At 69.1% G+C, this 17,942-nt stretch carries 18 protein-coding genes; 7 read left to right on the top strand and 11 right to left on the bottom strand.

Annotated elements, in window-relative coordinates; translation table 11 throughout:
• The first annotated feature begins 19 nt into the window (after window positions 1-19).
• Genes DIZ26_RS08435 through DIZ26_RS08445 form a run of 3 tightly spaced genes read left to right on the top strand, consistent with a single transcriptional unit; the run spans window position 20 to window position 5,021 of the window.
• Window positions 20-1,741 carry an AMP-binding protein gene (locus tag DIZ26_RS08435; protein ID WP_157979650.1) on the top strand — a complete coding sequence of 574 codons (1,722 nt, stop codon included), beginning with the start codon at window positions 20-22 and terminating at the stop codon, window positions 1,739-1,741.
• Window positions 1,741-3,402: an acyl-CoA dehydrogenase family protein gene (locus DIZ26_RS08440; RefSeq protein WP_112239153.1), complete on the top strand. Its 1,662-nt coding sequence runs from the start codon at window positions 1,741-1,743 to the stop codon at window positions 3,400-3,402. The genes DIZ26_RS08435 and DIZ26_RS08440 overlap by 1 nt, the downstream gene beginning before the upstream one ends.
• Window positions 3,399-5,021 carry a hypothetical protein gene (locus DIZ26_RS08445; protein ID WP_112239154.1) on the top strand — a complete coding sequence of 541 codons (1,623 nt, stop codon included), beginning with the start codon at window positions 3,399-3,401 and terminating at the stop codon, window positions 5,019-5,021. Before DIZ26_RS08440 ends, DIZ26_RS08445 begins: the two co-directional genes overlap by 4 nt.
• Window positions 5,022-5,064: 43 nt before the next feature.
• Here the strand turns inward: DIZ26_RS08445 and DIZ26_RS08450 are convergent, their stop codons facing one another.
• The 3 genes from DIZ26_RS08450 to DIZ26_RS08460 form a co-directional block, all read right to left on the bottom strand.
• The gene (locus tag DIZ26_RS08450) at window positions 5,065-6,105 is read right to left on the bottom strand and encodes a helix-turn-helix transcriptional regulator (RefSeq protein WP_112239155.1); all 1,041 of its coding nucleotides are present in this window, start codon (window positions 6,103-6,105) and stop codon (window positions 5,065-5,067) included.
• 223 nt (window positions 6,106-6,328) lie between these two features.
• Window positions 6,329-8,446 (bottom strand): 4-alpha-glucanotransferase, encoded by a 2,118-nt coding sequence (gene malQ / locus DIZ26_RS08455; protein ID WP_112239156.1) that lies wholly within the window; start codon window positions 8,444-8,446, stop codon window positions 6,329-6,331.
• A gap of 88 nt (window positions 8,447-8,534) precedes the next feature.
• Window positions 8,535-9,527 carry a DUF2157 domain-containing protein gene (locus DIZ26_RS08460; RefSeq protein WP_112239157.1) on the bottom strand — a complete coding sequence of 331 codons (993 nt, stop codon included), beginning with the start codon at window positions 9,525-9,527 and terminating at the stop codon, window positions 8,535-8,537.
• Between the two features lie 122 nt (window positions 9,528-9,649).
• On the opposite strand from DIZ26_RS08460, the gene DIZ26_RS08465 reads away from it, so the two are divergent.
• Both DIZ26_RS08465 and DIZ26_RS08470 read left to right on the top strand, forming a co-directional pair.
• Window positions 9,650-10,465, top strand: coding sequence for a mechanosensitive ion channel family protein (locus DIZ26_RS08465; RefSeq protein WP_232828203.1), 816 nt, complete (start codon window positions 9,650-9,652; stop codon window positions 10,463-10,465).
• A 77-nt stretch (window positions 10,466-10,542) separates the two neighbouring features.
• Window positions 10,543-11,742, top strand: a complete 1,200-nt coding sequence (locus DIZ26_RS08470) for an ROK family transcriptional regulator (RefSeq protein WP_112239294.1) — start codon at window positions 10,543-10,545, stop codon at window positions 11,740-11,742.
• A 276-nt stretch (window positions 11,743-12,018) separates the two neighbouring features.
• On the opposite strand, the gene DIZ26_RS08475 is transcribed toward DIZ26_RS08470, so the two are convergent.
• Genes DIZ26_RS08475 through DIZ26_RS08490 form a run of 4 tightly spaced genes read right to left on the bottom strand, consistent with a single transcriptional unit; the run spans window position 12,019 to window position 13,765 of the window.
• A complete protein-coding gene (locus tag DIZ26_RS08475) occupies window positions 12,019-12,450 on the bottom strand; it encodes an OsmC family protein (RefSeq protein WP_112239159.1) in 432 nt (143 codons plus the stop codon).
• A 22-nt stretch (window positions 12,451-12,472) separates the two neighbouring features.
• Window positions 12,473-12,892, bottom strand: a complete 420-nt coding sequence (locus DIZ26_RS08480) for a globin (RefSeq protein ID WP_198675991.1) — start codon at window positions 12,890-12,892, stop codon at window positions 12,473-12,475.
• A 13-nt stretch (window positions 12,893-12,905) separates the two neighbouring features.
• Window positions 12,906-13,322 carry an acyl-CoA thioesterase gene (locus tag DIZ26_RS08485; protein WP_112239160.1) on the bottom strand — a complete coding sequence of 139 codons (417 nt, stop codon included), beginning with the start codon at window positions 13,320-13,322 and terminating at the stop codon, window positions 12,906-12,908.
• Window positions 13,319-13,765, bottom strand: coding sequence for an acyl-CoA thioesterase (locus tag DIZ26_RS08490; RefSeq protein ID WP_232828204.1), 447 nt, complete (start codon window positions 13,763-13,765; stop codon window positions 13,319-13,321). The genes DIZ26_RS08485 and DIZ26_RS08490 overlap by 4 nt, the downstream gene beginning before the upstream one ends.
• A gap of 95 nt (window positions 13,766-13,860) precedes the next feature.
• Here DIZ26_RS08490 and fabG point away from each other — a divergent pair, with 95 nt between their 5' ends.
• Together fabG and DIZ26_RS08500 are read left to right on the top strand one after the other, a co-directional pair.
• A complete protein-coding gene (gene fabG, locus DIZ26_RS08495) occupies window positions 13,861-14,619 on the top strand; it encodes a 3-oxoacyl-ACP reductase FabG (protein ID WP_112239162.1) in 759 nt (252 codons plus the stop codon).
• Window positions 14,620-14,631: 12 nt separating this feature from the next.
• Window positions 14,632-15,084, top strand: a complete 453-nt coding sequence (locus tag DIZ26_RS08500) for a MaoC family dehydratase (protein ID WP_112239163.1) — start codon at window positions 14,632-14,634, stop codon at window positions 15,082-15,084.
• Window positions 15,085-15,119: 35 nt separating this feature from the next.
• Here the strand turns inward: DIZ26_RS08500 and DIZ26_RS08505 are convergent, their stop codons facing one another.
• Genes DIZ26_RS08505 through DIZ26_RS08520 form a run of 4 tightly spaced genes read right to left on the bottom strand, consistent with a single transcriptional unit; the run spans window position 15,120 to window position 17,839 of the window.
• Complete coding sequence (locus DIZ26_RS08505; RefSeq protein ID WP_112239164.1) at window positions 15,120-16,016, bottom strand: GNAT family N-acetyltransferase; 897 nt, start codon at window positions 16,014-16,016, stop codon at window positions 15,120-15,122.
• Window positions 16,017-16,068: 52 nt separating this feature from the next.
• Complete coding sequence (locus DIZ26_RS08510; protein ID WP_112239165.1) at window positions 16,069-16,596, bottom strand: GNAT family N-acetyltransferase; 528 nt, start codon at window positions 16,594-16,596, stop codon at window positions 16,069-16,071.
• Window positions 16,497-16,952 carry a GNAT family N-acetyltransferase gene (locus tag DIZ26_RS38835; RefSeq protein ID WP_157979652.1) on the bottom strand — a complete coding sequence of 152 codons (456 nt, stop codon included), beginning with the start codon at window positions 16,950-16,952 and terminating at the stop codon, window positions 16,497-16,499. Before DIZ26_RS38835 ends, DIZ26_RS08510 begins: the two co-directional genes overlap by 100 nt.
• Complete coding sequence (locus tag DIZ26_RS08520) at window positions 16,949-17,839, bottom strand: GNAT family N-acetyltransferase (protein ID WP_112239298.1); 891 nt, start codon at window positions 17,837-17,839, stop codon at window positions 16,949-16,951. Before DIZ26_RS08520 ends, DIZ26_RS38835 begins: the two co-directional genes overlap by 4 nt.
• Between the last annotated feature and the right edge of the window lie 103 nt (window positions 17,840-17,942).

The following is a 17,942-nucleotide window of genomic DNA, read 5'->3' on the forward strand; positions in this document are numbered from 1 at the left end:
ATCGGTAGGAGGCGATGACGTGAACGAGGATCTGGTCACCAGGTTCGGCCGGCAGGTGCTGGACGACCCGTCCCGCCCGGCGCTGATCGAGGTCAGCCACCGGGACGGGCGGGCCGCCGGCAGCACCGCGACGTACGGGGAACTGCACGACGGGGCCCGGGCCATCGCCGGGTGGCTGCGGGCACACGCAGTACCGGGTGATCGGGTGCTGTTGCTCTACCCGTCCTCGATCGACTTCGCCAAGGCGTTCTGGGGTTGCCTGTACGCCGGGTGTGTGCCGGTGCTCGCTCCCTTGCCGGGCACCTTCGGTCATCACCTGTCGCTGACCACAGGTATCGCACTGGATGCGGGGCCGCGGCTGGTCCTCACCGACACCGAGCACCTGGACGGGGTGGCCGACTGGTTGATCCAGGACCGGCTGAACGAGCTGGCCCTGTTCGCCACCGATCTCGTCGATCTGTCCCGGGTGCAGGCCGCCGGACCGATCGAGGTGCACGGCTCGTCGCCGGCGTTCGTCCAGTACACCTCGACCGGTACGGACCTGGCCGGGCACGCAATCTCGCATGCCGCACTCGCTCGCGACATCGAACTGCTCGACAACACCCTCGACCTAGCCGCCCACGGCACGGTTGGCGGCTGGTTGCCGATGCACCACAACCTCGGCCTGGTCGGCCTGCTGCTGGCGCCGCTGGCGGTCGGCGCGACCAGCGTGCTGATGTCGCCGACCGAATTCCTGAAGCACCCGCAGCGCTGGCTGGAACTGATCGACACCTTCGACCTCCGGCTCACCGCAGCACCGAACTTCGCCTACGACCACTGCGTACGCCGGATCTCCCCCGAGGCCGCCGCCTCCTTCGACCTGTCCCGGCTTCGTACCGCGGTCAACGGGCCCGAGCCGGTCTCGGCCGCGACGCTGGCCGCCTTCGCGCAGCGCTTCGCCCCGGCCGGCCTCAATCCGCGGGCACTCACCCCGGCGTACGGACCGGCTGACGGTGCCCGGCTGATCACTGTGTCCCCACCTGGTGACCGGATCGACGGACCGCTCATCACCCCGGCCGACCGGTGGGCCCTGGAACGAGACACCCTGCAGCCGACGGCCGGTGGACTCGAGCTGATCAGCTGCGGTCCCGTGGAGGGGACTGGTCTGCAGATCTTCAACGCGGCCACGCAGACCGAACTGTTGGACGGCCTGGTCGGTGAGATCTGGCTGGACGGCTATGCACCGACCGGCGACCTCGGAGTGATCCATGGCGGCCAGCTGTACCGAACCGGCCGGGTCAGTGAGCGGCTGGCCATCGACGGCCGCAGCCTCTACGCGCAGCACATCGAGCAAGCACTCTCGACACTCAACCCGGCCTTCGCGGAGCTACCCGGTTGTGTCTGCGCCGTCGACGTACCGCGAGAGGAGCTGGTGGTTCTCCAGGAGGTGCCTGCGCGCAGCAGCAGTGTGGAGCTGACGGCATTGGCCACTGTCGTTCGCGAAGCGCTACGGGATCGGTACCGCGTGCGGGTCGCCAACGTGGTCTTCCTCAGGCCAGGACAGATTCACCGAGTCGCCGGACGGGTGCAGCGCACGCTGATGCGCGAGCTGTTCCGGAGCGACGCGCTTGCTCCTGTCCACGAGGTCCTCGGTCGGCAGACCCGCCAGCGGTTCCGCTTCACCGAGCCATCGCCCGCCCACGCGTCGACCCAGCCCACCCGCCGCAGGAATGCCGCCGTGCCGGCCGTGGCGGCCCAGTGATGCACAAGCCGTACCAGTTGGCTGCTGACCTCGATGCCAAACTGGGCGACCCGACAGACCCGGGCCAGCTGTTCTCGTACGAGACCTGTGCGGGCCTGGACGCCCGGGACGAGTTCCCGGCCGCCATCTGCGAACAGCTCGACAACCTCGGCCTCTCGGCGTACTACGTTCCGCCGCAGTACGGCGGTGCGCTACAGAACTTCGAGGATCTCTTCCAGCTCCTGCGAACGGTCGCCCGACGAGACCTGACCGTCGCGGTCGCCCACGGTACGGCGTACGTCGACGCGGTACCGACGTGGATCGCCGCTAGCCCCACACTCGCGTCGCGACTCGGTGCCGAACTCGTACGCGGCCGTCTCGCCGAGCGACGATTCCAAACCAGTGCAGCGGACAGCAGCGCACCGAAGTCGATCGGGCTGCCTGTTGCCGTCGCCTCACCGGCCGGCTACCTGCTGACCGGTACGACGCCAGCGGCGCCGCGGACCCGTGGACCGCTGACCGGCCTGCTCGCCCGGACCGGCGACGAGCTGGCCGAGCTGTCGATGTTCCTGGTCGAGACCGGCAGCGCCCAGCTCGATCCGCCGGCCCGGCTGCACGGGATTCGCGGTACGGATCACGGCAGCCTCACCTGGTACGGCACTGAGGCCGACCTGATCGGCACGGAGGGTTCCGGTGTCGAGCTGGCGATGAAGAGCCGGCAGCTGACCTGGATCCTCGACGCCGCAGTCTCCCTGGGCGGCATCGACCAGGTACTACGGCTGGCACTCGGCCGGGTGATCGAGGACACCGTCTACGACCTCCGCCTGGTCGACCTGCCGCAGATCCGACGACGACTCACCGAGGCGTACGCCGATCTGCTCGCTGCCGAAGCGGTGTCAATGGTCGCCACCAGAAGCGTCCAACTCAGTCCGGACGAGCTGTCGGTGATCGGACCGGCTACGACGGTCTTCCTTCGTGAGCGGGCCGATGACCTCATCCAGCTCGCCGCGGACTTGACGACCGAAGAGGGCAGAGTCGGCAAGGCACTGCGTGATCACCAAACAGCCGGAGCCGTCACTGGTGCCACGCGAGCGCTCCGAGGCCTTGCCGGGCAACTGCCCTTACTGGCCCGCAGCTATGGACAACCAGCTCCACTGGCTGCTGCCGCGGCGCTGTCCACCGACCTACCCGACCTGCGGCCGGACCAACTCCAGCTGCTGGCCCGCAGCGGCTCAAGCCTGATGAACGGACTACCGGCCGCCGTGGCCGAGCTCGAAATGCTGGCCAACGCGGGAGTGGTCAGCCATCAGCTCGCCGACAGCGCCGAAGTACTGCGCAGCGTCGCCGACGACCTGCACTGCCGGCTGACCGATGCACTGGACCCGCCTGTCGCCCTGGAACTCGCCCGACGCTATTCGCTTTGTTTTGCTGCGGCTGCGTGCATCCAAGTCTGGCTGCGCAATTACGGCGAGCATTCCAAGGACGATCTCTGGACCGGTGCCGTCTGGCTGGAGGCCTGTCTGGTCCGGCTACTCAGCTTGCTGCGCGTCCCGCCGGCCGGCCTTGCCGAGACCGTGCAGATCGCCTACGGCCGTTTGATGCCGACGATGGTCCAGCAGCTTCGCTCCGGCCAGTTGCTGTCTCTCTTTCCGTACCCCGTGCCCGAAGAGAGTCGGGCATGACCTCGACCGAGACGCTACTGCCCGCCGCGATCGAGGCGGCCCTCGGCGACCCTGCCGATCCCCACAACCCGTTCAGCTTCGACGCCGTTCTGGGCGCGGACGAAGCCGCAGTACCGCTGCCCGGTGCCAGTGAACTGCTCACGGCGATCAACTGGAGTGCCGAACTGGTACCGCGCATTCACGGCGGCCGCCTAAGTACCACTGATCGCCTTGTCCAGTTGCTGCGCCCATTGTTCCGCAGAGACGCCACCGTCGGGCTCGGTGCGGGGATAGCGCCACTGCTCAGCGCAGCGCTCGTCTGGTCGTCCAGCGATCCCGGCCACCAGAAGCCACTCGCCACCGCCATGCTGGCCAACCGCCTGCCGCTGGCCTCGTATGGCGAGCCAGACAGCCAACTGCCCGGCTCGGAACTGATCGCACGTCGGTACGGCGACGAGCTGGCACTGGAGGGATCGCGGCCCGCAGTGTCGGCCCTGACCGGCTGGGACGCACCGGTCACCCTCGTCGCACGAACAGGCTCCGCACTGGGCAGTACGAAGTACTCGGTCGTTCTGCTGCCGCACGGGCCCAAGCCACAGGCGCCTCGGCAACACACCGGTGTCCGAGGCTTGCGATTCGGCGATCTGGACCTGGGCGCCCAACGACAGGTCGCACAACTCGTCGGCGGCTTCAACGGTGGACTGGAGCTGGCCACCACTGCTTTGACCGTCACCAGGACCACGTTGGCCGGCGCGACCGTCGGACTGCTGGACACGCAACTGCGGTCTGCACTGGATGCTGCTCAACGACGCAAGCGCCTGCCGTACGTGCGAGCTGCGTTGGCCGGTGCCTTCGTCGACCTCCTGGTGCTCGACTCTTTGGCCACTGTCGCCGGACGAGCGCTGCACCTGATGCCTGGCCGGCCTGCGAGTTACTTGGAGGCAGTGGATCGCCTGACCGCCGTACTCGCTCGTGACGTGGTGTCGGCACTTGACGGCGTGCTCGGCGTGGAGGCGCATCGGCGGGACGCGATCTTCCAGAAGCACCGGCGCGATCTGCTGGCCGGTCCGCTGGTCGCGACAGGTGGGGCACGGCGACGGGCCGGCCTGGTTCCTGGCCTACCAGGCGGCGAGACCGAGCGGGATTCTCCGGAGGCGGCCGCGCTGTTCGGTCTCGACGAGCCGCTTCCCGATCTCGACTTCGCGCGGTTGGCGAGCGCCAGGCTCAGTCCCGGCGACCCGTTGGCCGCGATCACCGCCGAGAGGCTGCCCGGGGACCTCCTCTCGTCGTACGGCGATCAGCTTGCGGCCGGCGTACGGCAGGTGCAGGCGCGTTGCCGGGCGCTGCCGCCACGCGACCGGACGCCGTTGGCGACGCCGGAGTCGTTCGCGTTGGCCGGTCGGTATGCCTTGCTGGTCGCGGCGGCGTCGTGCATCGGGGTCTGGCGTCATAACCAACGCGGCTTTCTTCAGAACCCCGCGTGGCTGACGTCGGCGCTGCACAGGTTGCTGCGGCGACTGGGTGAGCCTGCACTCAGCCTGCCGGTGGAAGTGGAAGAACGGGTGATGGCCGAGTTGCTCGATCGGCACAGCGAGCGGCGGACCTTCGACCTGACCGCAGCCCGGCTTTCGTCAGGCTGAGCAGCGCGGGTCGAGTCCGCTGAGCGCCGTGGGTCGGTTGGGCTCAGGCTGAGTCCGAGCTGGCGGGTGCCGGGACGAACTGGTCGTCGTCGTCGACGGGCAGCCAGCCGGCGCGGATCGCCCGGACGCCGGCCTGGAACCGGCTGCGGGCGTCGAGGCGGACCATCAGGTCGGCCGTCAATCGACGGCTGGTCCGGACCGAGACACCGAGCCGGCGCGCGACCACGTCGTCGGTGTGACCCTCGGCGAGCAACTGGACAACGGCTCGCTCCTGCCGGGTCAGACCGACGTCGTCGCGGCCGGACCGGCTGGCACCGAAGCTCGCGCTCTTCTCCCAGACGGCCTCGAAGAGAGCGCACAGCGCCGCGACTACACCAGTGTCGCGGATCAGCAGCGCTCCCTGCGCGGCATCGGTGACATCCATCGGGACCATCACGGCCTTGCGGTCCGCGATCAGCATTCGCAGCGGGAGCGTCGCGGTCGTCCTGATCCGGGCGCCGCGCTCGTGCAGCCAACCGACGTACCGGGCGGTGGGGCCGTCGTTGGCCAGGCTGTCCAGGTAGACGCCGCGCATCCGGACGCCCCGCTCCAGCATCGACTCGTCCAGCGGCCGGCCCGCCTCCAGAGTCGCCGCGGTCTGCGGGCCGCCGTCGGAGAAGGCCATCACCTCGGTCTCGACGCCGGCGAGCAGAACCTCCAGCCGCAGCCGGATGTTGTCCACCCCGACCAGCCGCTCCGCGTCGTGATACCCACCGGCGGCGGCGCGGTCGCCGTACTCCGCGACGATCTCCTCGATCGCGACCCGGCTGGCGACGACCTCTTTCTGCTTGTCCAGCAAGGCGAGCTCCTGCTGGGTCAGCAGCGGCACCAGGCTGACCTCGGGGCTGACCAGATGCAGTTCGTGCGGGCGTTCCCAGGAGTACCGGACCAGGGCCAGGTCGAGTAGTTCGTTGATCCCTGCCTCGAGGCGGTCGGCCGGCCAGCCCATCCGGGCCGCCAGCGGTGGGATCTCGGTCCGCGGGTCCTCCAGCAGACACCGGTAGATCTTCTCGGCGTCGGCCGACAGTCCCAACGGTCTGAGCATGTGTTCGTCCACGGATCCGCTTCTCACCGATATGCCTCCCCAAGCAGCCGGCTCCTGACCGAGGAGCCTTCCCGGCCCCGTCCTCGCACCAACTCTAAGAGCCGGCACCGACGACAGTACTGACCCGCCGGGCCAGAAGCCCGATTTGATCAGACCCGGTTGAGCGCTGAACCGATGACGCTTCGACCACGATCGAATGCCTTGCGCAGTGGGGATTGTGGGGCTAGATCGAGAGCGTCCCGATCAGCCGGCGCAGCCGCTGGTTGGTGGGCAGGTCCTCGATCATCACCGGCATCCCGTCCGGCCCGCCGAGCGGGATCCGCCAGTTCGGGTACTCGTCGGTGGTGCCGGGCTGGTTCTGGGTACGGCGTTCGCCCACCGCGTCGGTCAGCGCGACCCCGACCAACTTGGCCGGCGTGTGCGCGACGTACCGGTGCAGGGCCTCCACGATCCGTTCCACGTCGCCGTCCGCGATGCCGAGCAGATGCCTTTCCCGCAAGGCGTTCAGCCACGCGTCGCGCTCGGCCTCGTCCACTGCGAGCTCCTCGGCGACCGGCCGGGTGAGCAGGCCGAGGCGGTCGCGAAGGTCCACGTGATCGCCCGCCAGGTAGCCCGCCGTCGGAGGTAGATCGTGCGTCGTGACGGTTGCCAGGCAGAGTTCGCGCCATCGCTCGGGTGCCAGCGGCCGGCCGTCGGCGTCGCGCTCGAACCAGAGCACCGACGTACCGAGGATGCCGCGTTCGGTCAGGTAGTCGCGCACCCACGGCTCGACCGTGCCGAGGTCCTCCCCCACCACGACGATGCCGGCCCGGGCGGCTTCCAGGACCAGGATCCCGATCAGCGCCTCGTGGTCGTAGCGGACGTAGGTGCCGGCGGTCGGCGACTCCGGCGAGGTCACCCACCAGAGCCGGAACATCCCCAGGATGTGGTCGATCCGCAGGCCGCCGCCGTGCCGGATCACCGCGCGGACGAGGTCACGCCACGGCGCGTACCCGCTCTCGGCCAGCGCGTCCGGTCGCCACGGCGGCTGCGACCAGTCCTGGCCCTGCTGGTTGAACGCGTCCGGCGGTGCACCGACATGAATCCCGGCGGCGAGGAATCGTTGCAGCGCCCATGCGTCGGCGCCGTCGGGGTGTACGCCGACCGCGAGGTCGTGCAGGATGCCCAGCGACATCCCCGCGCTCTTCGCACGGGCCTGGGTCCTGGCGAGTTGCTCGTCCAGCTGCCACTGCAGCCAGCAGTGGAACTCGACCGCATCCGGATTTTCGTTGCGGAAGGCAACGACTGCCGCGGCGGACGGGTCGCGCAGTTCCTCGGGCCACTTGCTCCACTCCGGCCCGTGCACGTCGGCGATCGCGGCCCAGGTGGCGAAGTCGATCAGCCCCTGGCCCTCCCGGTCGCAGTACGCGCCGTACTCGGCGATCCGCCCGATCGACGGCCGTACGCCGAACAGCAACTGCAGCGCCTCGCGCTTGGCGGCCCACACGGTGTCGCGGTCCAGCGCGGTCGCGTCCTCGCTGAGCACCCGGGTCTGCAGGCCGAGGGTCCGGACCCGATCGCGCTCGGCCGGCGCGAGGTCGCCGTACTCGTCGATGTCCTCGATCCGCAGGTACAGCGGGTTCGCGAACCGCCGCGAGGCAGGCAGGTACGGCGAAGGCTCCATCCGCCCGGCGGTCTCCGCGGCGTGCAGCGGGTTGACCAGGACGAACCCGGCGCCCAGATCGTTGGCCGACCACGAAGCGAGATCCGCGAGGTCGTGCAGATCGCCGATGCCCCAGGAGCGACGCGAGCGGACGGAGTACAGCTGCAGCACCCAGCCCCAGGTCCGCTGCAGCTTCTGCGGTTCCAGCTTCTGCGGGGTGACGATCACCGTGCCGACGGAGACCTCCGGGCTGCCGCCGATCCGCGCACACAACCGGTGATAGCCGAGCGGCAGATCACCCGGTAGCTGGAAGGTCGCTTCACCCACCTGTACGCCGTCGACCCACTCTGGCTCGACCCAGTGCTCCTGCTGCCGGATGTCACGACGCTGACCGCCGTCCTCCAGGTCGAGCCACACCTCGGCAGTGGACCCGTGCGGCAGATGTACGGCGAACCACGGCGTCCAGCCCTCCCGCATGATCACAGTGGCGGGCAGCACCCGCCGCCAGCGAGCCTGCCGGTGCTCCGCCAACGCAGTGGCCGCCCGTTGCGGCGTCGACGCGTCCACCCCGAGCGCAGCCAGCACAGCGGCGACTACCTCACTGGAGACCTGGACATGTTTGCCCTGCCAGTCCCAGTACTCGGTCGCCACTCCGTGGGCGACGGCGAGTTCGACAAGAGCCGCAGTAGGAGCAGTCACCCGAGCGAGTCTGCCGTATCAACACACCCGGGGTGAACAGACCACCCCACCCGGGGGTGTCGGGAGACCAAGTTGTTGCGCTCGACGGCTACTCGGTGAGGCGGCGTTGGTGGCGGGTGAGGATGAGGACTGCGAGGAGTAGGGCGGCGCTGGCGATTACCAGGCCTACGGCGACGCCGGCCATGTTGTCGGTGAGTTGGTAGAGGGCAGTGGGCCAGATGACCAGTAGGATCGAGCAACCGACCACGGCGTACGCCGATGCGTGGCGGCGGCTGTAGGCGACCAGGAGGGCTGTCGGTCCCGCGGTACCGACAGCGAGGGCCATGATCTCGCCGCGCTCCTGGATGAGCCAGCAGATCGACGAGCTGAACATGGCGGCGCCGGCCAGGGACCATGCGGTCACCTGGTCGCGCACCAGGCCGAGCATCGCCATCACGAACGCCACCAGGATGAACCCGGTTCCGGCGATACCGGCCGAGTTGGTGGCGGTCCCGGTGTCGGGTGTGAGCAGGTCCGAGGTGATCACCAGGACGCCGACGCCGAGTACCGCGAAAGTTGCCACTAGCAACGATGAGCCGGCCAGCCACCAGAGCCCGACGGCGGCCAGCGCGAGCGCCACCGCGACACCGATGACACGACCCGCCTCGCCTTCGATAGCGACGTACGTGGCGAAGCCGGTGACACAGCAGCCGAGTGATGCCAGCGCCGAGCTGAGCTGGTCACGACGCTGGAGCAAGGCCAGGACGACGGCCGTTCCGAGCAGGACGACGGCTGCGCTGCCGCCGGTGCTGATCCGAGCCGCCCGGCTCATCTCACCCCAGTTGGCGAGAGTGAGGAGCGCGACGGCGCCCAGGAGCAGTGCGCCGCCGAGGTAGCCGAGCACCTCGATCATCGCGGAGGCATGCGTGGCGGCGGGCGGAGTACGTGGCGACCGGGGCTCGGCGCTCGCAGTACCGGCTGCTGGGCCGTCCGACGGCGAGTAGTCGGCCTCGGCGGCTTCGCGCAGCGCATCGGCCTGGTACTGGCGGAGCACACCCGCGCTCACCAGCCTGCGCAGCTCGTCATCCAGCCGGCTCGACAAGACCGTGCCTCCTCGGGAACTACTCGGGTCCTCGCGGACTTCTCGGGGTGGGTGCGGCGAACGTGACGGCGAACGCATCACTACAGTAGGGCGGCGAGATGCCTATTCTGCTCAGTCACCCCGTGTCCCTGTACAGTCACCCCCTGTTTTCGGTCCCCGCGACCTTCCCGACGTTCTTCCGCCGAGGTAACGACGGCAAGCTGGAAGTGACCGATCAGATCGTCACCGTGCCGGCCCGGATCGTCGGCCTGGTACTGGCGTTCTTCATCATCAGATGGCTGCTGCACAAGGCGATCCGGCGGTTCGCGCGGCGTACCGGCAACGGTGCCGTGGCCGGCGTGCTGGCCAAGTCCAAGCGCGGCCAGGAGTTCGTCGAACAGACCCTGATGAGCGAACGCCGCACCCAGCGCGCCGAGACGATCGCGTCGCTGCTGTGCAGCACGGTCACCATCATCCTGACCGCCGTCCTGGTGGTGATGGTGCTGGCCGAGCTCGGCTTCAACATCCTGCCGGTGGTGGCCTCGGCGAGCATCATCGGCGTCGCGCTCGGCTTCGGCGCGCAAACGCTGGTGAAGGACTTCCTGGCCGGCATCTTCATGATCTTCGAGGACCAGTACGCGGTCGGCGACCTGGTCGACATGGAGAAGGCCACCGGCGTCGTGGAGGCTGTCGGCCTGCGCGTCACCCAGTTGCGCGGCGAGGACGGCACCGTCTGGTACGTCCGCAACGGCGAGGTGCTGCGGGTCGGAAACCTGTCAACCCGCGACCCCGACGCTCCCCCGTCCTCGACCACCGGCGTCGGCAGCGCCGCCGAGGCGTCGGACGGCCTGGTCCAGGTCGAAGCACCCAGTGAGACACCGGCCACAGAGAGTCGCAGTACGGCGGCCGATGCCGCCGCCCCGCACCGCGGTGTCGGCGGACACGAACGCGAGAGCTGACGCAACGCGGGTGAGAGCGGTTGCAGCGGGCTATCGTTGATCAACTGATGAGCGGTTGGCTGGCGGGAGGACTCGGGGTGGCACGACCGGCAGGTTCGGCGCGGCTGTTGCGCGGGATGAACGAGGCCGCCGCCCTGGCGTACCTGTTCGAGCGTGGGCCGCTGACCCGGACCGACTTACGAGACCTGACCGGATTGTCGAAGCCGACAGCGTCCGAGGTACTGCGCCGGCTGGAGGACGCCGGGCTGGCGATCGTCGTCGGTCATTCCAGCAGCGGCCCCGGCCCCAACGCCGCCCTGTACGCCGCGAACGCCGAAGCGGGCTACATCGCGGCGTTGTCCGTCCGCGACGTCGGCGATCTCGGCCGGCCATCGGTCTCGGCCACCCTCACCGACCTGGCCGGCGAGACGCGCGCCACCGTCGAGAGCGACGTGGCCTTCGGCGGCGCCGACCCGGTCGACATCGTCGCGGACATCGTCACCGAGCTCTGCCGGAAGGCGAAGATCTCCCGCGACCTGCTGCTGCAGGTCCAACTCGGCGTACCGGGCTCCCCCGATCCGCGCACCGGCGACATCCGGTACGTCGATGTGCCGGGGCTCGACCGCCCCGGACTGGTGAACGAGATCCGCGATCGGCTCGACACCGAGGTGATGGTCGACAACGACGTGAACCTCGCGGCGATCGCCGAGCGCTCGCACGGGGTCGCGGCGGAGGTGGATGCCTTCACGGTGCTCTGGCTGGCCGGCGGTTCGGGGTTCGCGATCGACCAGGGCGGCACCTTGATGCGCGGCGCCCACGGCTGCGCGGGCGAGCTCGGCTACCTGCCGGTGCCGGCCGTCGGGACCGAGGCGCGGGACTTCCACGACCTGGTCGGTGGCGGTCCGGTTCTCGAACTCGGTGAGCGCTTCGGCTTCGCCGGCGGTACGCCGCAGGACGTGGTCAGCGCGGCCGTCGGGGCGCTCGGGGAGGACCGCGCCCAGGAATTCCTCAAGAGCCTGGCCGAGCGGGTCGCGATCGGGCTGCTCGCGGTGATCACGCTGATCGACCCGCCGCTGATCGTGCTGGCCGGCGAGGTCTCGCAAGCCGGCGGAACAGTCTTCCGCGACGAGGTGGTGGACGCCCTGGCCGCCCACTCCCCCCTCGGCACCCAGATCGAGGTCACCGGGGTCACCGGCGACGCGGTCCTGCTCGGCGCGATCAGCTCCGCGACCACCGCAGTACAGGATCGTCTGCTGGCCGGTCTCACCACGCCCCAACCAACGGCCGCTTCCAGCTGACGCCTCGCCCCGACTCACCGTCGGGCGAAGGCGCTGTGGCCTGCGCGGTGTGGCAGCATGCGCGGACTGCCATGCCATCAGTAGTCACCAAGCTCCTCCAGCGCCAGGCGGGCGAGAGCTTGGCCAAGCTCATCGAATCGCGCTACTGATGTGCTGGGGGTCCGGCCTGCCGCCCGGGAAACGAAGAACGGCCGTCGCGCAATGCGACGGCCGTTCTGCTGCATCGGGTTTCTCCGCGTCCCCGCCGACCCAACGCGAGTCGGATCGATCGCGCGGTCAGGCCGTGAAGGTGACGTCCAGGGTGATCGTCGTACCGGACAGCGCCTGCGAGACCGGGCAGTTCTTCTTCGCCTCTTCGGCGAACTCCGCGAACTGGTCGGCGGTCAGGCCGGGGACCTTGCCGTTCACCGACAGCTTGATGCCGGTGATGCCCTCACCCGGTACGAAGGTGACGTCGGCGGTGGTGTCGATCGCCTCCGGCGCGTTGCCGGCGCCGGCGAGCGCGTGCGAGAGCGCCATCGAGAAACAGGTCGAGTGCGCGGCCGCGATCAGCTCTTCCGGGCTGGTCTTGCCCTCGGCCTTGTCGTTCGACCGGGCGGCCCAGGTCACGTCGAAGGAGCCGAGGTTCGACGACTCGAGGTTGACCTGACCGGCCCCCTCCAGCAGCGAACCTTCCCAGTGGGCCTTGGCGGTGCGAATGGCAGCCATGCTTGTTGTGTCTCCTCAGAGGTCAGTTGCCGGACACGTCGATCGCGCCGGGGTACTGCGGTTCGTCGGTGTTCACCATGCTGTGCGCGGCCATCACCATGTACGTCCAGATCTCCTGGTCGCGATCGGGCTCCAGCTCGAGCTCGTCCAGCGCCGCGCGCATGTGGCCCAGCCAGCGGTCCCGCGCGGCCGGGGTGACGGCGAACGGGTGGTGCCGCATCCGGAGCCGGGGGTGACCGCGCTGCTCGGAGTACGTGCGGGGGCCGCCCCAGTACTGCTCGAGGAACATCCGGAACCGTTCCTCGGCCGGACCGAGGTCCTCCTCGGGGTACATCGGCCGCAGTTCCGGGTCCGCGGCGACCCCGCGGTAGAACGCCGCCACCAGCCGGTGGAACGTGTCGGCCCCGCCGACGGCGTCGTAGAAGCTCATCGATTCGGTCATCGCGTCCAGTGTCTCAAGTCGCCGAAATGTGCGGCACGAGGGAGTCCCGTTCGGTCTCGCTCAGCGGCCGCTTCGCCTGGGTCCGGCCGTCCACCGCGACGATCACCGACACGGCCCGGGCGTAGACGAGTTCGCTCTCGCCGCCCCGGTCGACGATCCGCGAACCGAGCGTGTACGACGTGGTGCCGACCGACTCGACCCAGACGTCCACGTCGTACGGCGGGTGCCGGAGCAGGATCGGCCGCAGGTAGTCCACCGTCTGGCTGACCAGCACACACGGGTACGCCGCGAAGTAGTCGGCCTCGCCCACCAGGTCGGACAGGAACGCGATCCGGGCTTCCTGGAGGTAGTCGAAGTACCGGACGTTGTTGACGTGGTCGTAGGAGTCGATGTCGGACCAGCGCACCAGCACCGGATACGTGAACGTCATGAGCCCACCAGCTTCGAGAGGGCCTCGCGCTCGACCGGCGTGATCCGGCGCAACCGGTTCGCGGCGAAGTCGAACGGGACCAGCCTGGTCCGCGCTTCGACGTACGTACGGCGTGGCTCGGCGTCGAGGATCTCGTAGTCGACGGTGAAGGAGGCCGCCTTGATCTCGCTGATCCACAGCTCGATCCGGACCGGCTCGGGGCGGAAGACCAGCGGAGCGCGGTACTGCACCTCGTGCCGGGCGACCAGCAGGCCGGTCTCCAGATCGTCCGCGCCGAGCTCCTTGGCCGTCCGGAACAGGAAGTCCACCCGGGCGTCCTGCAGGTAGTCGACATAACGGCCGTTGTTCACGTGACCGAGGGCGTCCATGTCGCCCCAGCGGAGCGGACAGTGATAGACGTGCCGGTTGTGAGGGCTGTCGTGATCAGCGCTGTGATCATGCACACGGCGATCATCCCATCCGGAGCACACCGGCGCCGAGCTGGCGTCGGTAGTCTGCATCCCGGACCTGTAGTCGGCTGATGAAGGAGCAGGGCGCGATGAGCGAGCAGCAGAGGGTGGCGATCGTGACCGGGGCAGCCCGGGGAATCGGTGCCGCTGTGGCCCAGCGGCTCGCAGCCGACGGCAACGCGGTCGCCGTACTGGACCTGGACGAGGCGGCCTGCGCCGGCACCGTCGAGGCGATCACCGCCGCGGGCGGCAAGGCGATCGCGGTCGGCTGTGACGTGAGCAAGGGCGACCAGGTCACCGCCGCGGTCGAGCGGGTCGCCGCCGAGCTGGGCGCGCCCACCATCCTGGTGAACAACGCCGGCGTACTGCGCGACAACCTGCTGTTCAAGATGAGCGAGGACGACTGGGACACCGTGATGTCGGTGCACCTGCGCGGCAGCTTCCTGATGTCCAAGGCGTGCCAGGCCCACATGGTCGAGGCGTCGTACGGCCGGATCGTCTTCCTGTCGTCCACCTCCGCGCTGGGCAACCGCGGTCAGTCCAACTACGCCGCCGCCAAGGCGGGCCTGCAGGGCCTGGCCAAGACGCTGGCCTTCGAACTGGGCAAGTTCGGCGTCACCTCGAACGCGATCGCGCCGGGCTTCATCGAGACCGACATGACCGCCGCCACCGCGGCCCGGGTCGGCGTCGACTTCGAGGAGTTCAAGAAGGCGACCGCCGCGAGCATCCCGGTCCAGCGCACCGGCAAGCCCGAGGACATCGCAGCCGCCGCGTCGTTCTTCTGCAGCGAGGAGGCCGGCTTCGTGTCCGGCCAGGTCCTGTACGTCGCCGGCGGACCCCGTAACTGAAGGAGTTTGCCCATGCAGACCTTCCAAGGCGTCGACGAGGTCGTCCACGCGGTCGGCACACCGCTCGGCGAGACCGAGTGGCTGGAGATCACCCAGGAGCAGGTGAACCAGTTCGCCGACGCGACCGGTGACCACCAGTGGATCCACGTCGACGTCGAGCGCGCCGCGAAAGGTCCGTATGGCGGGACGATCGCGCACGGCTACCTGACGCTCAGCCTGATCGCGCGGTTCGGCGCGGAGCTCTTCGACGTCTCCGGCGTCTCGGCGAAGCTGAACTACGGCGTCAACAAGGTCCGCTTCCCCGCGCCGGTCCCGGTCGGCTCCAGGATCCGCGCGGGCGCGTCCATCGCCGGCGCGCAGGAAACCCCGGCCGGCGTCCAGGTCTCGCTGCAATGGGTCATCGAGCTGGAGAACTCCACCAAGCCGGCCTGCGTCGCGGAGACCGTAGTACTGCTCGTCCCCTGAACCGTTGCGTCCGAAGAACCGGCGGGACGTGTCGCTCAGTTGTTCGGACGGAGCGGGCAGACCAGGACCGAGTGGGTCGCGATCCGGCGGTAGCCGAGCCACTCGTTGACGGCGAGCATCGGGGCGTTGCCGTCGTAGTTGGCGGTGTAGGCGCCCCGGATGCCGGCGTCGGCGGCCCGGTGCAGCGCGGCACATTTCACCAACTTGGCCAGCCCCTGCCCGCGGTACTCCGGCATGGTGGCGGTCATCCGCGACCAGATCTTCTCCTCGTCGCCGCTGGACCGGGTGAAGCCGATCACCCGCTCGCCGTCGAGCGCGGCGACACTCAACTCCTTCAGCGTCGAGCGCGTGTTCCAGATGGCCGTGAACCAGTCCTCGTACGGACGGGTGGTGATCTTCGCGTCACCGGGCTTGGTCCGCTGGGCGACCATGTCGGCCTCGTAGACGAGCCGCGGATCCACCTCGCTCAACGGCACCAGGCTCACCCCGTCCGGTACTGCGGGAAGCTCCGGCGCCGCGGCCGGTTCGATCTCCGCGTAGTGCACCTGCCGGGTCTGCACATAACCCCAGCGGGCTGCCCAGTCGACGGTCGCCGGATCCGCGAACACCCTGCTCCTGGTCGCTCCGGCGGAACGCAACTCGTCGTGCACCGCCTCGAGTAGCTCGGCGCCGATCCCGCGGCCGCAATAGTCCGGATGCACCATCAGCCGGTGCTCGCCGTCGAGCGGCTCGGAGCCGGCGATCAACCCGCAGCTCGCCCAGCCGACCAGCCGCCCGGCGGAGACCGCGACGAAGGTGCCGCTCCCCGGCCGCTTCGGCGCGGTCAGGCGATGCCGCACGTCGGCTTCGGTATAGACGAGGTACGGCACCAGTTCGTCGTGCAGAGCGACCGCGGCCCTGAGGTCGCCCAGCTCAGCAGGCCTGATCACCATCCGAACTCCTTCACCGAAGTTCTGGCGAAGATAACCCCTGCCTGGGCCAAAGTCAGCCCGGGCGGACCATGCCGGTGTGTCTGGCGACCGGCGAATATCCGAGCCAGTCGTTGATCGCCCGCATCGGGCGGTTGTCCTCATGGTTCACCGTGTAGGCACGGGTGATTCCCGCCGCGGCAGCGGCTCGCAGGCCGGTCGTCTTCACCACCTTCGCCAATCCCCTGCCCCGGTACGCCGGCAGCGTGCCGGTCATATCGGTCCAGAGCCGATCGCCGTCGGTCAGCACGTTGGTGAAGCAGACGATCTTGCCGTCGGCAACGGCCACCGTGCTGAGTTCGCGATCGAGACTGGCCGAGTTCCACACCTCCCGCTCGAACAGCTCGAGGGGGAACTGGCTCCAGTCCTGGTCGCCCGGGATGTCTCCGGCCGTGGCCACGAACGCGGCGTACGCGGCTTGCAGGTCGAGCGAGGCCAGGTTGGTCAGCTCGACACCGTCCGGGATCGCGGGCGGCTCCGGCACGAGCCGCGGGTCGACCTTCGCGTAAAGCACGACCTCGGTGGCCTGAAACCCTTGCTGCAAAGCGAATCCACGCCGTCGTCGGTCGCACTCCCGACCACCCGACGAGCGTTCTGCTTGATCAGCAGCTCATCCAGCGACTCGGCCAGCGTCGTACCGATCCCTTGTCTGCGATAGTCCGGATGCACGAGCAGGACCACGTGGTACTCACCGGGCTCCGGCGACCAGGTCGAGAGCGCAGCCGAGGCCCAGCCGACCAAGCGGTCGTCTTCCTCGACCGCGAAGCTGCCGTAATGCTCATCAGCGGCACCGTCTTCCAGCGAACTCCGCAGATCGGTCAGCCGCAGCACGCGGTACGGAAGAACTTCGCTCCTGAGCGCAAGTAGCGCTTGGGCGTCGTCCGCCGTACCAGGCCTCACAACGTCCTCTGCAGACCGTGTTCGGTGGCGATCCGGCGGTAACCGAGCCAGTTGTTGATGGCAAGCATCGGGCCGTTCTCGTCGTCGTTCGAGGTGAACGCGCCGGTGATCCCGGCCGCGGCGGCCCGTCGCAGCGCGGCGGACTTGATCAGCTTGGCCAGCCCCCGGCCGCGGTACGCCGGGACGGTGCCGGTCATCCCCGACCAGACACGGTCGCCGTCCCTCTCGAGGATGGTGAAGGCGGCAACCTCGTCCCCGGCCACCGCGGCGACGCCCAGTTCGTGGTTGGCCGCCGGCGAGTTCCAGATCTCCTCGAGCCAGTTCTCGTAGCTGACGGCGTCCAGCGGCGAGTCACCCGGTTCGTCCAGCGAGGAGATCGAGTCGGCGAGGTACACCTGGCGCGGTTCGAGCTGGTCGATCGTCACCAACTCGATGCCGTCGGGCGTGGCGGGCTGCTCGGGCAGCACCCGCGGGTCGACACCGGCGAAGTGCACCTGCCGCGAGCCGTCGTAGCCACGGCGCTTCGCGAACTCCAGCCCGTCGGGCGTAGCGCTGGTGGACACCCGGACCGCGCCGATCTCTTGGAGGTGCTCGTGCAACCGATCGGACAGGGCCCGGCCGATACCGGCCTGCCGATGGTCCGGATGCACGTAGATGGAGATGTTGCCCTTGCCCTCGTCACTGGTCCAGACGTTCAGGCCGGCTGACCCCCAGCCGACCAGCCGCCCACCGGACTCGGCGACCAGAGCCAGGAACCGCTCACCAGGAGATTGCACGGTGATCATGTGCCGGGCGGCGGCGGCCGACAGCACCTTGTAGCTGAAGGTCTCCCGGCGAACCCGGGCGACCTCGTCGGCGTCGGCGGCCACGGCCGGTCTGATCTGCATGGTCCGGACCATAGCCAGCGACACGGTCGACGCGCCACGGATATAGCCGTCGCCGGGAGTTGGGACGCGATCGCAACAGCCGATGGACGCCCGTGATTCACGG

It is taken from the genome of Kribbella monticola, assembly GCF_003261635.1.
Classification (GTDB): Bacteria; Actinomycetota; Actinomycetes; order Propionibacteriales; family Kribbellaceae; genus Kribbella; species Kribbella monticola.

Coding starts and splice junctions, on each gene's coding strand:
- DIZ26_RS08440 (WP_112239153.1), top strand. CDS start 1,741: ATGCACAAGCCGTACCAGTTGGCTGCTGACCTCGATGCCAAACTGGGC.
- DIZ26_RS08445 (WP_112239154.1), top strand. CDS start 3,399: ATGACCTCGACCGAGACGCTACTGCCCGCCGCGATCGAGGCGGCCCTC.
- DIZ26_RS08450 (WP_112239155.1), bottom strand. CDS start 6,105: ATGCTCAGACCGTTGGGACTGTCGGCCGACGCCGAGAAGATCTACCGG.
- DIZ26_RS08475 (WP_112239159.1), bottom strand. CDS start 12,450: ATGGCTGCCATTCGCACCGCCAAGGCCCACTGGGAAGGTTCGCTGCTG.
- DIZ26_RS08480 (WP_198675991.1), bottom strand. CDS start 12,892: ATGACCGAATCGATGAGCTTCTACGACGCCGTCGGCGGGGCCGACACG.
- DIZ26_RS08485 (WP_112239160.1), bottom strand. CDS start 13,322: ATGACGTTCACGTATCCGGTGCTGGTGCGCTGGTCCGACATCGACTCC.
- fabG (WP_112239162.1), top strand. CDS start 13,861: ATGAGCGAGCAGCAGAGGGTGGCGATCGTGACCGGGGCAGCCCGGGGA.
- DIZ26_RS08500 (WP_112239163.1), top strand. CDS start 14,632: ATGCAGACCTTCCAAGGCGTCGACGAGGTCGTCCACGCGGTCGGCACA.
- DIZ26_RS08505 (WP_112239164.1), bottom strand. CDS start 16,016: ATGGTGATCAGGCCTGCTGAGCTGGGCGACCTCAGGGCCGCGGTCGCT.
- DIZ26_RS08520 (WP_112239298.1), bottom strand. CDS start 17,839: ATGCAGATCAGACCGGCCGTGGCCGCCGACGCCGACGAGGTCGCCCGG.